The 15,506-nt window shown below is 45.4% G+C and carries 14 protein-coding genes; 9 read left to right on the forward strand and 5 right to left on the reverse strand.

Annotated features, from left to right (window positions below):
* Positions 1-29: 29 nt before the first annotated feature.
* Complete coding sequence (gene mrcB / locus BSR11_RS16435; RefSeq protein WP_072671408.1) at positions 30-2,411, reverse strand: penicillin-binding protein 1B; 2,382 nt, start codon at positions 2,409-2,411, stop codon at positions 30-32.
* Positions 2,408-4,870 (reverse strand): ATP-dependent helicase HrpB, encoded by a 2,463-nt coding sequence (gene hrpB / locus BSR11_RS16440; protein ID WP_072671409.1) that lies wholly within the window; start codon positions 4,868-4,870, stop codon positions 2,408-2,410. The genes mrcB and hrpB overlap by 4 nt, the downstream gene beginning before the upstream one ends.
* Before the next feature lie 229 nt (positions 4,871-5,099).
* Here hrpB and sfsA point away from each other — a divergent pair, with 229 nt between their 5' ends.
* The 7 genes from sfsA (at position 5,100) to panC (ending at position 11,120) form a co-directional block, all read left to right on the forward strand.
* Positions 5,100-5,846, forward strand: coding sequence for a DNA/RNA nuclease SfsA (sfsA, locus tag BSR11_RS16445; protein WP_072671410.1), 747 nt, complete (start codon positions 5,100-5,102; stop codon positions 5,844-5,846).
* A 132-nt stretch (positions 5,847-5,978) separates the two neighbouring features.
* Entirely contained in the window at positions 5,979-6,425 is a 447-nt protein-coding gene (gene dksA / locus BSR11_RS16450) for an RNA polymerase-binding protein DksA (RefSeq protein ID WP_072671411.1), read from the forward strand.
* 156 nt (positions 6,426-6,581) lie between these two features.
* Positions 6,582-7,451: a tRNA glutamyl-Q(34) synthetase GluQRS gene (gene gluQRS, locus BSR11_RS16455; protein WP_072671412.1), complete on the forward strand. Its 870-nt coding sequence runs from the start codon at positions 6,582-6,584 to the stop codon at positions 7,449-7,451.
* A gap of 110 nt (positions 7,452-7,561) precedes the next feature.
* The gene (pcnB, locus tag BSR11_RS16460) at positions 7,562-8,929 is read left to right on the forward strand and encodes a polynucleotide adenylyltransferase PcnB (protein ID WP_208604795.1); all 1,368 of its coding nucleotides are present in this window, start codon (positions 7,562-7,564) and stop codon (positions 8,927-8,929) included.
* A complete protein-coding gene (gene folK, locus BSR11_RS16465; protein WP_072671414.1) occupies positions 8,926-9,417 on the forward strand; it encodes a 2-amino-4-hydroxy-6-hydroxymethyldihydropteridine diphosphokinase in 492 nt (163 codons plus the stop codon). Before pcnB ends, folK begins: the two co-directional genes overlap by 4 nt.
* Positions 9,418-9,432: 15 nt before the next feature.
* Complete coding sequence (gene panB, locus BSR11_RS16470; protein ID WP_072671415.1) at positions 9,433-10,227, forward strand: 3-methyl-2-oxobutanoate hydroxymethyltransferase; 795 nt, start codon at positions 9,433-9,435, stop codon at positions 10,225-10,227.
* An 11-nt stretch (positions 10,228-10,238) separates the two neighbouring features.
* Positions 10,239-11,120, forward strand: a complete 882-nt coding sequence (panC, locus tag BSR11_RS16475; protein ID WP_072671416.1) for a pantoate--beta-alanine ligase — start codon at positions 10,239-10,241, stop codon at positions 11,118-11,120.
* Positions 11,121-11,245: 125 nt separating this feature from the next.
* On the opposite strand, the gene BSR11_RS16480 is transcribed toward panC, so the two are convergent.
* Together BSR11_RS16480 and BSR11_RS16485 are read right to left on the reverse strand one after the other, a co-directional pair.
* A complete protein-coding gene (locus tag BSR11_RS16480; RefSeq protein ID WP_072671417.1) occupies positions 11,246-12,016 on the reverse strand; it encodes an ABC transporter permease in 771 nt (256 codons plus the stop codon).
* Entirely contained in the window at positions 12,016-12,939 is a 924-nt protein-coding gene (locus BSR11_RS16485) for an ABC transporter ATP-binding protein (RefSeq protein WP_072671418.1), read from the reverse strand. The genes BSR11_RS16480 and BSR11_RS16485 overlap by 1 nt, the downstream gene beginning before the upstream one ends.
* Positions 12,940-13,199: 260 nt before the next feature.
* Between BSR11_RS16485 and can the strand changes: the two genes are divergently transcribed.
* Positions 13,200-13,868: a carbonate dehydratase gene (can, locus tag BSR11_RS16490; RefSeq protein ID WP_072671419.1), complete on the forward strand. Its 669-nt coding sequence runs from the start codon at positions 13,200-13,202 to the stop codon at positions 13,866-13,868.
* Between the two features lie 78 nt (positions 13,869-13,946).
* Here the strand turns inward: can and hpt are convergent, their stop codons facing one another.
* Complete coding sequence (gene hpt / locus BSR11_RS16495) at positions 13,947-14,477, reverse strand: hypoxanthine phosphoribosyltransferase (protein WP_072671420.1); 531 nt, start codon at positions 14,475-14,477, stop codon at positions 13,947-13,949.
* A 385-nt stretch (positions 14,478-14,862) separates the two neighbouring features.
* On the opposite strand from hpt, the gene BSR11_RS16500 reads away from it, so the two are divergent.
* Complete coding sequence (locus tag BSR11_RS16500) at positions 14,863-15,492, forward strand: LuxR/HapR/OpaR family quorum-sensing transcriptional regulator (protein ID WP_072671421.1); 630 nt, start codon at positions 14,863-14,865, stop codon at positions 15,490-15,492.
* Positions 15,493-15,506: the final 14 nt, after the last annotated feature.

Below are 15,506 nucleotides of genomic sequence, written 5' to 3' on the forward strand. Positions count from 1 at the left end.
AAGCTACTATAAACGAGCTAGACGATAAATTACCACCGAAAGAGATTTTTTAACCACTCTTGAGGGCGGTTCTCACACTGTTTTTTCATTTCGCCGGATCGATCCCAAACTGGCAAGGTAAATTGATTGCTGCAATCGGCTTGTAAGGCGCCCGATGCGGTAGGTTTGAAACCCATCATCGTAATCCCACTTGGCCAAGGTAATGATAAAACTTCAGGAGTACGCTGACGAAGATAGTCAGCATAGACACGTAATGCGCCACTCGCTCCGGTTAATTGTGTCGGTTGGTTATCATCGCGTCCAAGCCAAATGGTGGTCACTTCACGGCCATCAACGCCGACAAACCAGCTATCACGCCGATCACTGCTGGTACCCGTTTTTCCAGCTAATGCCGCCCAAGCAAACTGATTAGTGAGATATCGCCCCGTACCTTGCTGAACGCCTTGTTTCATGGCGTAAGTGGTCAGCCATGCGGCTTGCTCATCCACCACCTGAGAAACTCTCGGGATTGACTGATAAAGCACATTGCCTTGTAAATCAACGACGGAACGTAGCGCAGAAAGTGGCGCTTTTCTACCGGAATTGGTCACGGTTTGATACATTTGCGCGACTTGATAAGGTGTGAGTGAAAATGCCCCTAGTAACATGGCTGGCACAGGACGAATCTCTTGGCTATCGACACCCAATTGCTGCAAGGTTTTTGAAACATTATCAATGCCTAATGCCATACCCAGTTGTACAGTCGGTACATTGAATGATTTGGCTAACGCTTGATACAAAGGCACATCGCCTCGGTATTGACGATCAAAATTGCGCGGTGTCCAAACACTGCCCTCACTGCCTTTTAGGCTGATTGGCTTATCCATTAAGGTGGTAGCCAAATGATAGCGTTCCGGCTGCGCGAGCGCGGTTAAGTACACAGCTGGTTTGACTAATGAACCAATCGGACGACTGGCATTGAGGGCGCGGTTAAAGCCATCATAGCCCGTGCGCTTACCTCCGACCATGGCACGAATTTCACCACTTGTCCGATCGACAGCAATCGCCGCCGCTTCTAATTCATTACCCGCTTGCTTGGCTAATACTGGTACTTGCTCCGCAATGGCTTGCTCCAGTTTGGCTTGCGATACCGGATCAAGCGAAGTAAACACTCGTAACCCTTGATCCGCTTGAAAGCGCTCTGCCAATTGCGATCTTAATTCAATCGAAACTTGCTGGAAATAAGCGGGTTGTCGGCTGGCGATTCTTGGTTGCGGCTGCACATCCAATGGTCTGGCTATCGCTTGTTGATATTGTTGAGCGGTGAGAATGTTTTGATCCATCATTAATCTCAGTACCAGATCACGTCGCTCTCGCGCTCGTTCAGGAAAACGTATTGGATGATAAAAAGACGGCCCTTTGACCATTCCCACCAATAAAGCTAATTGATCAATGCGTAATTCTTGTAGAGGCTGACCAAAATACAGGCGCGACGCTAATCCAAAACCATGAATCGCCTCACGGCCATTTTGTCCAAGGTACACTTCGTTCAGGTAAGCCTCAAGGATCCGGTCTTTACTGTAGCGATAATCAATAATCAACGCTAAGTAAGCTTCACGAACTTTTCGCCATAAGGTGCGGTCGCTGGATAAAAAGATATTTTTTGCCAATTGCTGGGTTAAGGTACTCCCCCCCTGCACGGTTCTTCCCGCTTTGAGATTGGCAAGCATCGCACGTGCGATCGACCACGGAGAGATACCGTCATGCTGATAAAAATAACGGTCCTCGGTAGCGAGCAAGGCATCAACCATCACTTCGGGAAACTGCTCACGCCGCAGGAATAAGCGTTGCTCTAACGCATTACGCTCTAACATGCCGAGCATTTTCGGATCTAAACGGAAAAAACCGAGCTGACCTTGGCGCGCTTCCAAAGATTGGATCTGTTGTAGACCGTTTTGATCAAACGTCAACATCACGTGCCGATCCGCTTCTGGTCCATCGGCGAATTCAAAGGGACGACGAATTAACTCAATACGCGTCGCCGAAGACGAATACTCACCAGCCAAACGAGGTTGACTCACTTTACGATAATTTAAGATATCCAATTCATTACGCACCTCGGCTAGGGTAATGCTATCGCCCGGTTGCAAGGTCAATACTCGGGCATACATTACGGTTGGTAAGTCAAACAATTGGCCTTCAAAACGCTGTTTGACCACACTATCCAAATACAGCCCAGCGAACAGTAACACAGCCAATAAAGCCAACGCACATTTCCAAGTAATGCCCCATAATCGCCGCCACCAAGAGGGAGTGACCCGCTGAGCGGCTGAGGATCGATGGCTTTTGGCCGTCGTTTTTTTCGATGCTTTACTGGTAGGCTCTGCTTTTTTCGAAGCAGGCCGTTTAAGCGGAGTTTTTTTATTGGTCATGAGTTTAAATGTCGTTTCGTTTTCGTTGTCGCACAGTGGTTAGCCGGATCATCCGGCCAAATATGTTTTGGGTATCGCCCTTTCATCTCTTTTTGCACATCACGGTAAGCACCCTGCCAAAAACTGGCTAAATCACGGGTGATCTGCAGGGGGCGTTGCGCAGGAGACAATAACTCCATCACCACAGCAATCCGGCCTTTCGCGATCAATGGTGAGCTTTTCTCGCCAAACACTTCCTGCATTCTCACCGACAACACCGGATCACTTCCCACTTGATAACGTATTTTTTTCCGAGTTCCGGTTGGCAAAAGATGATGAGTGGGTAACCATTCGTCTAATTGCTGATTCAAGGGCCAAGCCAAATAGGCATTCAAAGCTTCAATAACTGGCACTTGCTGCAAAGCCTTTCCTGAGCGAATCCCTATCAAATATGGTGCTAACCAATCAGCCAGATGATTCAATAACCCTTCATCGCTCATATCAGGCCACGCCTCTTCCGGTAACCATTGGCAAGCGCAGCGCACCCGCGCAAGCCATTCTTGACTGGCACTATCCCAATGTAATACGGAGAGCCCTTGGCGCTGGACAAAATTAAGTAAAGCCTCGGTGATTTTTTCAGATGCTGGAGCGGGAAGCGCTTGCCGAGCAATCATTAGCTTCCCGAATCGCTGTTGTTTTTCCGCAACAAAGTGCTGGGATTTATCATCCCAATCAACCCACTCCTGCTCGATAAGACGCTCACGGTGATCGGTAATTAATGATTGAATATCAACCTGCAGAGCCGTAAAAATTTGACTCGCTTGCTGCTGGCCACGCAACAAATCCAGCGCCAGCAAATATTGACTACTGGCAAGAGGATGATCATCAAAGGTAAAAGCACCATGGCCATTAGCTAAAACATATTGCCCATGACGCCCCCGTTGCTGGGCTAAACGATCGGGAAATGCAAAATAGGCAACACTGGCCAGCAACCGTTCATCGACATCTGAAAGACAAAAACGAGTGCTTAATAAACTGGCTAATGAGTTCGCTCGCTGATGCAACTGGGATGATTGACGATGTAAGCGCTGCTGCCAACGATGCAGACTGTGCTGAATATCCAGTATTTGTCGTTCTGGCTCTTCCAATAGAACCGTTAAGGCCAAAGCCGCGGATAAATAAGCCGCCCCTTGAGAAGCCGCCCAAATAAGCATTGCTGCTAATCTAGGCTCAACACCTAATTGATGAGCTTGTTTTCCCGCACGAGTCAGTTGCCCCCGCGTATCCAGTAATTGTAATTCAGACAATAATGCTTGAGCTTGCTGAAGAGCGGAGGATGGCGGAACATCTAACCATAATAAATCACTGGCTGATTGCGCTCCCCATTGAGCAAGTTCTAAAGCTAGCGAGGCTAAATCACTGTGTAAAATTTCTGGTGGTGGTGCAAATGGCTGCTGTTTCATCTGCGCTTCACTATACAGTCGCACGCACAAACCTGGCTCTAAACGCCCAGCACGACCAGCTCTTTGTTGAGCCGAAGACTGACTAATTCTGACTTGCTCTAAACGAGTAATCCCCGTTTTCAAATCAAAATGAGCTCGCCGCTCAAGTCCTGAATCAACCACTAAACGAATACCCTCAATGGTTAATGAGGTCTCGGCAATATTGGTCGCTAACACCACTTTACGTTGGTCACTCTTTGCAGGAAGCAGCGCTTGTTGTTGCTGCTCAAAAGGCATCTGACCAAATAAGCCATGCACGCTAATCTCGGCAGGCAAATCGCTAAGCTTCTGTTGTAACTGACTGATACTGGCCGCGCTGGGTAAAAACGCCAACAACGAGCCGTGTTGATGGGCGAGCAAACCACGAATCTGCTGTTCCATGGCTGCCAGCCAGTTTTGGTTGGCCGATAACGGATAATAATCGACCGTAACGGGATAACTGCGCCCTTGAGATTCAAGATAAGCGGCTAAAGGTAATAACGTTTGTAATGCCGTGCTGTCTAATGTGGCGGACATAACCACTATTTTTAAGTCATCACGCAGTGCCATTTGTACTTCTAAGCTGAATGCTAAGGCGGTATCTGCTTGGAGACTGCGTTCGTGAAATTCATCAAAGATCACTAAGTCAATGCCTTTTAACTCTGGATCGTGCTGAATCATCCGCGTCATGACCCCTTCAGTGACGACTTCTAACCGTGTCTGTGCACTAACCTGACTCTCACCGCGCACTCGATATCCCACCGTTTGACCAACCGACTCTGCCAATTGCTGGGCTAAATAATAAGCAATATTACGCGCAGCAAGCCTTCGTGGCTCAAGCATAATGATCTTGCCCTGAATAATATTTGCCTGCAGAAGTTGTAGTGGGAAACGGGTCGATTTTCCGGCTCCAGGAGGCGCTTTAAGGATCACTTGATTTTGCTGCTGAATAGCACGAAGTAATTCAGGAATAACCGCATCAATAGGTAAAGCTGACAAAATAGTGTCCTTCTCAAAAAGCAACACAGCATTGTACATAAAAACAGTAGTGAAACCCAACTAACTTACTTTCAGTGCATTATGTTGTGTCCCGAAAGTAAACCTTTTACAAACAGTAAAAAACCAGACGCGATAGGCATGATTGATGGTCAATCCGAATCACTCAACGTGCCTTTAGATTGTTTTTAACGTATAAAATAAGCCTTTCCCTTATCAAACTGGTTATCGGATGCAATTTACCCCTGAGCTACACAGCGCCATCTTAATCAAACGCTACAAACGGTTTTTAGCTGATGTCCAATTAGACGATGGATCGGTCATGACCATTCACTGCGCCAATACGGGAGCAATGACGGGCTGTGCTCAGCCCGGCAGTCGAGTATGGTACTCCACCTCGGACAATCCTAAACGTAAATATCCACACAGTTGGGAACTCACCGAGACCACCGCCTCCCACCAAATAGTGGTGAATACTCTAAGAGCTAATCAATTGGCACTAGAAGCAATAGAAAATGGCACGATTAAAGAGCTACAAGGCTATTCACAGCGGCACTGCGAAGTCAAATATGGTCAAGAAAATAGCCGCATCGATCTCTTGCTTAGTGGCCCAGATTTGCCAAACTGTTATGTAGAAGTGAAAAGCGTCACTTTACTCGATGATCGTTATCTCGGTGATTACGTAGGAAAGCAATCCATCGGCCAAGGTTACTTCCCAGATGCCGTGACCATACGGGGACAAAAACATTTACGTGAACTGACTGAAATGGCCAAAAATGGGAGCAGAGCAGTACTTTTATTCGCTGTTTTACATTCAGGGATTGAAAAAGTCTCTATCGCTCACCATATTGACGCAAACTATTCACAATTGTTAACCATGGCTCAAGAAGCCGGTGTCGAAGTGCTGTGTTATAAAGCACAACTTTCACCACGAGAAATCCAATTGGTATCGCCCATCGAGTTTGTGCCTGCACTGTAAAAAATGACGGCACCTTCACATTGACGATAACTTTACGATTGAGTATTTGCCTCGGACCCTTCTTTTTGCTATAGATACCCGCCTCAAATTAACTGCTCTCGCAGTTGACTAGGTGTTAGTAGGAGATGCTGTATGCCAGAATCCAAAAAGAAAACGCTAGGCACCCTAGCCATTGCAGGTGTTGAGCCATATCAGACCAAACCCGGTGAAGAGTATATGTCACCGGATCAGATCGCTCATTTTACTAAAATTTTAGAAGCTTGGCGTAACCAGCTTAGGGAAGAGGTCAGTCGCACCGTTCACCATATGCAGGATGAAGCAGCAAACTTTCCCGATCCGGTGGATCGCGCCTCTCAGGAAGAAGAATTTAGCCTAGAACTGCGTAACCGCGATCGTGAACGTCGCTTGATCAAAAAAATTGAAAAGACGCTCGATAAGATCAAAGAAGACGATTTCGGCTTCTGTGAATCTTGCGGTGTTGAAATCGGTATTCGCCGTTTAGAAGCTCGTCCAACGGCAGATTTGTGTATCGATTGTAAGACACTGGCTGAAATCAAAGAAAAGCAGATGATGGGCTAAGTAAAGCCTCAGCACTGATTGATGATAAAAAAGGAGCACAACGCTCCTTTTTTATTGGCAATGATTCCCTTACTATTGAAGACTACTACGCTCACGTTGTGGCGGATATGGTCCATTCAACGGACGATATTTTTACTGCATTTAACTGTCATCACTATGAATTACATCGGTCGCTTCGCTCCCTCACCTTCTGGTCCATTGCATTTTGGATCGCTCATTGCTGCATTGGGCAGTTATTTTCAAGCCAAAAGTCAGCAAGGAAAATGGTTGGTACGCATTGAAGATCTCGACCCACCACGAGAGATGCCCGGCGCGGCACAATGGATCTTACAAGCTCTGGAAGCTTATGGCCTAAGGTGGGATGGCGAAATCGTTTATCAAAGCCAGCGGCATGCTCTCTATCAAGAGCAAATCGATACTTGGCTAGATTCAGGGCAAGCCTATCGCTGCCAATGCACTCGCCAACAGATCAAACAAAGTGGTGGATTTTACATCGGCACTTGCCGCAATTCAGTGCTCACCACACAGCAACCGTGTGCAATTCGTCTACGTATGGACCATCCGACCTATCAATTCACGGATTTAAAACAAGGCCAAATAGCCATTCCTAGAGCATTAGCAGAAGAAGATTTTATCATCAAACGCCGTGATGGCTTATTTGCTTACAATCTCGCCGTCGTTATTGATGATATCGAACAAGGTGTCACAGAAGTCGTTCGTGGAGCCGATTTAATTGAGCCAACAGGACGACAAATTAGCCTGTATCACACTTTACAACAAAAGCCGATTCGCTACTTACATTTACCATTGGCGATGGATGGTAACGGGAATAAACTCTCTAAACAAAATCACGCCCCAGCGATTGATATTGATCATCCCAAACCGACGTTGATTCGCGCGATGCAGTTTTTAGGCTTTGTCATACCCGACGATGTTATCGATGCTCAGCTCGATGAGATCATCACTTGGGGATGTCAACATTGGCAAGTCGCCCAGCTCCCTGAAGCGACAAAGATCACACCGTGATTCTCAAACGACGCTATGTACGCTATTATTAGCCGCAATTCGGCCCATTTAAGCCACAACAGGTGCACCACAACGCTTGAATAGCCAACACCAATCATTGTCAGATGCACATGAATAATAATGAAATAGAAAAACGCGAACCTCGCGTATACCCAGAGCTTGCGCTCAATGTAATCACTCGCCAAGAGCATAATATCTCTCGGCAGTTGATTAGCGAAAATGCCTTAAAAGTCTTGTATCGTTTACACGGTGCGGGATTCGAGGCTTATTTAGTCGGAGGAGGCGTACGCGACTTACTGCTCAACCAGACTCCAAAAGACTTTGATATTGCTACCAACGCAACCCCAGAGCAAATCCGTCAGTTATTTCGTAACTGTCGTTTGATCGGTCGCCGCTTTCGTTTAGCACACATCATGTTTGGCCGTGACGTCATTGAAGTGGCAACCTTCCGTGGCCACCATCAAGAGATCAATCAACAGATCGCGGCGCAATCCGAAGCAGGTATGCTGCTACGCGATAACGTTTATGGCACCATCGATGAAGATGCAGAACGTCGCGATTTCACAGTCAATGCTATGTACTACAACATCGCTGACTACAGCATTCATGATTATGCTGGTGGCATTGAAGATCTCGATGATAAGCTGATCCGCTTAATCGGCGATCCGCAAACTCGCTATCGTGAAGATCCGGTGCGCATGCTACGCGCGATTCGTTTCGCGGTTAAATTGGACTTTGATATCGAAGAAGATACCGCAGCACCGATTGAAGCTCTGGCGCCATTATTAAAAGAGATCCCTTCGGCACGTTTGTACGAAGAATCACTGAAAATGCTGCAAAGTGGCTATGGTTTAGAAACCTATCATTTGATGCGTGAATACAACTTATTCCAACAGTTGTTCCCACACGTAGCCAAATACTTTACGGAAGATTACTCATCACAAACTGAGCAAATGCTTGATCTGGTGCTTGATTCTACCGATTTGCGTATCGAAGAAGGCAAACGCATCAATCCAGCCTTTATGTTTGCGGCGTTTCTTTGGTACCCAATGGTTACGATTGCTGAACAATTAATGGCATCCAAAAACCTGAGTTTTTACGATGCAGTCATGGAAGCAAGTAACGATATTCTTGACCAAGTGGTTAAGTCGATTGCCATTCCTCGTCGTCATACCACGACCATTCGCGAAATTTGGCAAATGCAGTTGCGCTTACCACGCCGTAACGGCAAACGAGCTTTCCGCTTATTAGAGCTCAATAAGTTCCGTGCTGGATTTGACTTCCTTGAAATGCGCGGTGAAATTGAAGGCGGTGACGTGCGAAAACTCGCTAAATGGTGGCAAACGTTCCAAAATGCGGGGCGTAATATGCGCCAAGCCATGGTTAACGATCTAGACAGTACCGAGGAAGGACCAACGACTCGTCGCCGCAAGCCGTCTACTCGTAAGCGTAAACCTAAGGGTAAAACAGCGCTATGACCATCGCTTATATTGCGGTTGGCAGTAATTTAGCGGATCCAGCATCACAAGCCAGACAAGCTATTGAAGCACTGAAACAGCTGCCGCAATCACAGTTTATTGCCAGCTCATCGCTGTACAGTAGTACACCAATGGGGCCTAAAGATCAGCCGGAATACATCAACGCCGTCGTCGCGATTGATACGCAGCTCGGTCCATTCGCTCTGCTCGATTGCACCCAAGCTATCGAGCTAGAGCACGGACGTGAGCGCAAAGCGGAGCGCTGGGGACCAAGAACGCTCGATTTAGATATCCTGCTTTATGGCGATGAGATCATTGATTCACCACGTTTAACGGTACCTCACTACGGTATGAAAGTGCGTGAATTCGTACTTTATCCCCTAGCTGAAATCGTCCCTGATTTATCTCTCCCTGATGGAACTAAGCTGAGCGATCTACTACCAAAAATTGATCGTAATGGACTTAGTATTTGGCATTCGCCAACCTGAGTATAAGGACAGCCCATGAAAAAAATAACCATTAACGACCTGATGAACTGGAAACAGCAAGGCCGTAAATTTCCAACGGTAACCGCCTACGATGCGAGTTTTGCTCAATTGTTTGAAAGCCAAGAGATGCCAGTGTTATTGGTTGGTGATTCACTCGGCATGGTACTGCAAGGACAAAATGATACGCTGCCAGTCACCATTGCTGATATTGCTTATCATACGCGCTGTGTAAGAGCTGGCAGCCCCAATTGCCTACTGATGGCAGATATGCCATTCATGAGTTACGCCACGCCAGAGCAAGCATGTGAGAACGCCGCTCAGCTAATACGTGCAGGGGCCAATATGGTCAAGATTGAAGGCGGTGACTGGTTAGTCGAAACAGTGAAAATGCTCACTGAACGCGCCGTTCCAGTATGCGCTCATTTAGGGCTTACTCCTCAATCAGTCAATATTTTTGGTGGTTATAAAGTACAAGGTCGTGAACAAGACAAAGCTGATCGTATGGTTAAAGATGCGATCGCCTTACAAGACGCAGGGGCACAACTGATTGTATTAGAGTGTGTACCCGCAGCATTGGCGAAAAGGATCACTGAGTTACTTGACGTGCCGGTGATTGGCATTGGTGCTGGTAACAGCACGGATGGACAAATCTTAGTGATGCACGACATGTTCGGTATTTCCGCCAATTATATGCCCAAATTTTCCAAAAATTTCCTCGCAGAAACCGGAGATATGCGCCAAGCGGTCGCCAAATATATGGCGGATGTATTGAGTGGCGCGTTTCCTGATGATGCACATACTATTGCCTAAAGGAGTAATCCATGCAGACTTTTGCTGATGTTTCAGCTCTTCGCGAGCAGATAAAACAGTATAAGCGTGATGGTCGCCAAGTGGCTTTTGTGCCAACCATGGGCAATTTACACGAAGGCCATTTGACCTTAGTTCGTAAAGCGCGTGAACTCGCCGATGTTGTCGTGGTTAGCATTTTTGTTAACCCAATGCAGTTTGAACGTGCCGATGATCTCAATAACTATCCACGCACTTTAGACGATGATCTCAGTAAACTAAATAGTGAAGGTGTTGAGTTAGTCTTTACGCCGACGGCAGAAACTATCTATCCAAATGGACTCGACAAACAGACGTTTGTTGAAGTGCCTGGGCTTTCGCAGATGCTGGAAGGTGCCTCTCGTCCCGGCCACTTTCGTGGCGTCGCGACGGTCGTTAATAAGCTATTTAATATTGTTCAGCCGAACATCGCCTGTTTTGGCGAAAAAGATTATCAGCAGTTAGCTGTTATTCGACAAATGGTTCAAGACTTATGTCTAGACATTGAGATCGTCGGTGTCGCCACCGTACGTGAAATGGATGGTTTAGCGATGAGCTCACGCAATAACTTATTAACCATTGATGAGCGTCAACGAGCCCCCGTCCTCGCTCGAACGATGCGTTGGATAAGCAGTGCTATCCGTGGTGGTCGTGATGATTATCCTTCGATCATTGAAGATGCGATCGATCAATTACGAGCCGCGGATATTGAACCTGATAATCTGTTTATTCGCGATGCACAAACCCTATTACCGATCAGTGCAGAGAGTAAACAAGCAGTCATTTTAATGGCGGCTTTTTTAGGTAAAGTCCGGCTGATTGATAATCAAGTGGTTGATCTTAACGCTGAAGTGAAAAATAGTAGCGAAGAAGAGTAACCGCCTTTTCACTCCGGTGATGGTTATCACGATCGATAGTAATGCCCAACATAAAAGGTCAACCTGAACAGGTTGACCTTTTTAATTAACAACTGAGATCTGAGTGATGATCATCGAAAAAATAATTAACTGCGTAATCCTTTACCTTTGCTGACTAAGTAATGAGCAATCGAATAGAGGACGATAATAAATACCGCTAAGACACTAAATGACGTCGCCACATTAACATCCGATACCCCTAAGAAACCGTAACGGAACGCATTCACCATATAAACGATTGGGTTAATTTTTGATACGGCTTGCCAAAAGTCCGGCAATAAACTGATTGAGTAAAAAACACCGCCCAAATACGTCAATGGCGTGAGAATAAACGTCGGGATGATCGAAATATCATCAAAGGTGCGAGCAAAAACCGCGTTAATTAATCCACCTAGAGAAAAGACTATCGATGTCAGGAAAACCGTTGCCCCAATGATTCCCCAATGTTCGATTTGTAAGTTCACAAAAAACAATGAAACAAAGGTCACTAACGCACCAACTAATAGACCGCGTACCACTCCCCCCATCACGTAACCAGCAATGATCACGTAATTCGGCACTGGCGCAACTAATAACTCTTCAATGTTCTTTTGAAATTTCGCACTAAAAAATGACGAAGCCACATTGGAATACGAGTTGGTGATCACCGACATCATGATAAGGCCAGGGACAATATATTCCATATAGCTAAAGCCATTCATCTGACCAATTCGTGAACCGATCAGATTACCGAAAATCACAAAATACAGGCTCATGGTAATCACCGGGGGAACCAGAGTCTGAACCCAAATACGAGTAAAACGGGTAATCTCTTTACGCAGTAGACTACAAAAAGCCGTCCAATAAATCGCGTACATTAGTTATCCCCCTGATTGGAATCACGCACTATCGTGACAAACAACTCTTCTAAGCGGTTGGCTTTATTGCGCATTGAATGTACGTTAATGCCCTGTTGAGTTAGCTGTTGAAAAACACCATTTAAGCCTTGGCTTTTATCCAGTTCAATTTCTAAAGAACCATCGACCATCCGCTGAGAGATTACGTCGGATAAGGGTTGCACTTTCTGCTCATCATCGATATCGAGAATAAACGTCTCGACACTCAGTTTACCTAACAGCGCCTTCATGGTGGTGTTTTCAATCAACTCACCACGATGAATAATACCGATATTACGACAGAGCATTTCTGCTTCTTCTAGGTAGTGAGTGGTCAAAATAATGGTAATGCCTTGCTCATTAATTTTTTTTAAAAACTCCCACATTGACCGACGCAGCTCAATATCAACCCCTGCGGTTGGCTCATCTAAAATCAGCAGTTGTGGCTGATGCATCAGAGCCCGAGCAATCATCAAACGTCGTTTCATACCGCCGGAGAGATTACGAGCACGCTCTTTGCGCTTATCCCATAAATCCAGTTGACTGAGATACGTTTTCGCTCGCTCTTTCGCTAAGCTTTTCGGCACGCCGTAATAACCCGCTTGTTGGATAACAATCTGCTCTACGGTTTCAAAAGGATTAAAGTTAAACTCTTGCGGGACTAGTCCCAAATACTGCTTAGCCTGTTCAAGATGCGTATCGATATCATATCCAAATACGTTAACTTGGCCTGAGGTTTTATTTACGAGAGAAGAAATAATACCGATGGTGGTCGATTTTCCCGCTCCATTTGGCCCAAGTAGCGCGTAAAAATCGCCTTTTTTTACCGTTAAACTAATGCCCTTCAGTGCTTCAAACCCACCCTGATAAGTTTTACGCAACTGCTCAATTTCTAATGCATACATATTAATGACAGCCTCTAGGCTATGACGATAACAACATCTTTAGATGTGCTGGCGAGATGCTGGTTTTTCAACCCTTACATTAGGAAATAATAAAATATCCCCCTTAGCGTTATCAGCCCAAATAATCAGCAGAGGACAAGATTATTTTGCATAAAAACCGCTATGATAAACTGCTCAGATGAGTAATCTATCTGCTAATTTATCAGAGAATCGTGTAAGCACATTGTGTATAGTTGGCTCAGTTAATAAAGGGAACGAAGATGCCAGTACTTAAACAGCTTTTTGAAAATAACTCTCGTTGGTCAGAGTCAATCAAGTCCGAACGGCCAGAATACTTCGCGAAGTTAGCCAAAGGACAGAACCCCGATTTCTTATGGATTGGTTGCTCAGATAGTCGAGTCCCGGCAGAACGCTTAACTGGATTGTACTCCGGAGAGCTGTTTGTTCATCGTAATGTCGCCAATCAAGTGATTCACACCGATCTTAACTGTCTGTCGGTGGTGCAATATGCGGTCGATGTATTGAAAGTAAAACATATTATCGTATGTGGTCATTATGGCTGTGGCGGGGTAACGGCAGCGATCGATAATCCTCAATTAGGCTTAATCAATAACTGGTTGCTGCATATTCGCGATTTGTACTTCAAGCATCGTCACTATTTAGAGCAGATGCCAGAAAAAGACCGCTCAGACAAACTGGCAGAAATTAACGTGGCTGAACAAGTCTACAACCTAGGTAACTCCACCATCATGCAAACCGCTTGGTTGCGCGGTCAAGATGTTGAGCTACATGGTATGGTCTACGGTATTGAGGACGGTAAGCTTGAGTACTTAGGTCTGCGCTGCGATTCTCAAGAATTAGTTGACGGAAGCTATCGTAAAGCGATGGAGAAGATTCTCAATCCACAGCATCAGCTATTGTGTCGTTAAATAATAGCTTTCAGCGATGAGGTAATGCCCACGGTTGTGGGCATACTTTTAATCATCAACATCCGGTGAAAGTTGACATTACTCTTGCGGTACCACTTTACCAATGTAAGGCAAATGACGGTATTTCTGTGCATAATCAATACCGACACCTACAACAAATTCATCAGGGATTTCAAAACCAACCCATTGAACATCGACGTGAACTTCACGGCGTGAAGGCTTATCTAATAGAGTACAAATATTGATGGAGTTAGGCTCACGTAGCGCTAAAAACTCTTTCACCTTGGTTAGGGTATTGCCAGTATCGATAATGTCTTCAACCAGTAAAACGTCTTTACCTTTAATATCATCATCCAAATCTTTCAAAATTCGCACATCACGTGAACTTTGCATGCTATTGCCGTAACTCGACGCCGTCATAAAATCGACGTGATGAATTTTATCAATCGCACGAGCTAAGTCGGCCATAAAGACAAATGAACCACGTAATAATCCAACCAAGACTAAATCTTCGCTATCTTGATAATGCTCAGTAATCTGTTTACCTAATTCACGAATGCGTTGCTGAACATCGTGCTCAGAAATCATCACTTCTACTGTATGTTTCATACCTATCTCATGGGTTAGAGCGACACTCGACGTCAGTGTGTAGCCGATCGCTGGTTAGTTCGGCACGTATAATAACATTGCCAACGCAGGGTGTTAACCTTTCACCGAGTCACTGTGAATAATTACTCCAGAAAAATACGCTCTCGTTTCAAGGAGGGGCCACAGTCAAAGATTGAGATCAGAATAATGATTTTCATTTGCTAAACCATCAATAAAACTCATTGAATGACAAGTCATTTCATAACTAAGTGTACTTTTTACCCACAACGTATTGACCTGTAACATATGCACCATTACACTCATACGGTTTTTTAAACAAACTATAAAAAAATCATTAGCGTAACTAAATACGCAACAACTCAGTCAATTGGCAAGGAAAACAACTATGGACGCATCTATTGAGAAACGCCCTAGAACAAGGCTATCTCCACAAAAACGTAAACAGCAGCTCATGGAAATCGCGCTGGAAGTCTTCGCAAAACGAGGGATCGGCCGCGGCGGTCATGCAGATATTGCTGAGATCGCTCAGGTCTCTGTAGCCACAGTATTCAATTACTTCCCGACTCGTGAAGATCTCGTCGACGATGTTCTCACTTTTGTAGTACGTGAGTTCTCTAATTTCTTAACTGACCATATCGATCTCGATTTGCATGCAAAACAAAATATGCACAATATCGCGTCTGGTATGGTGAGTTTGGCTATCGACGACTGTCACTGGTTAAAAGTATGGTTTGAGTGGAGCGCCTCTACGCGTGATGAAGTATGGCCACTCTTTATGTCGAGTAATCGTACCAATCAACTGCTAGTGAAAAATGTCTTTTCAAAAGCGATTGAGCGCTCAGAGGTATGCAGCAAACATAATCCTGAGGATCTTGCTACCTTGTTTCACGGTATCTGCTACTCGCTATTCGTTCAAGCCAATCGGGCGCGTGATGAAGCCGATATGCAGAAACTGGTTAATAACTATTTGAATATGCTCTGCATCTATCAAGGCGATCGCGCAGTAACTATTTAGTGAACCATAGCTGA

Source organism: Vibrio injensis, assembly GCF_001895205.1.
GTDB classification, from domain to species: domain Bacteria; phylum Pseudomonadota; class Gammaproteobacteria; order Enterobacterales; family Vibrionaceae; genus Vibrio; species Vibrio injensis.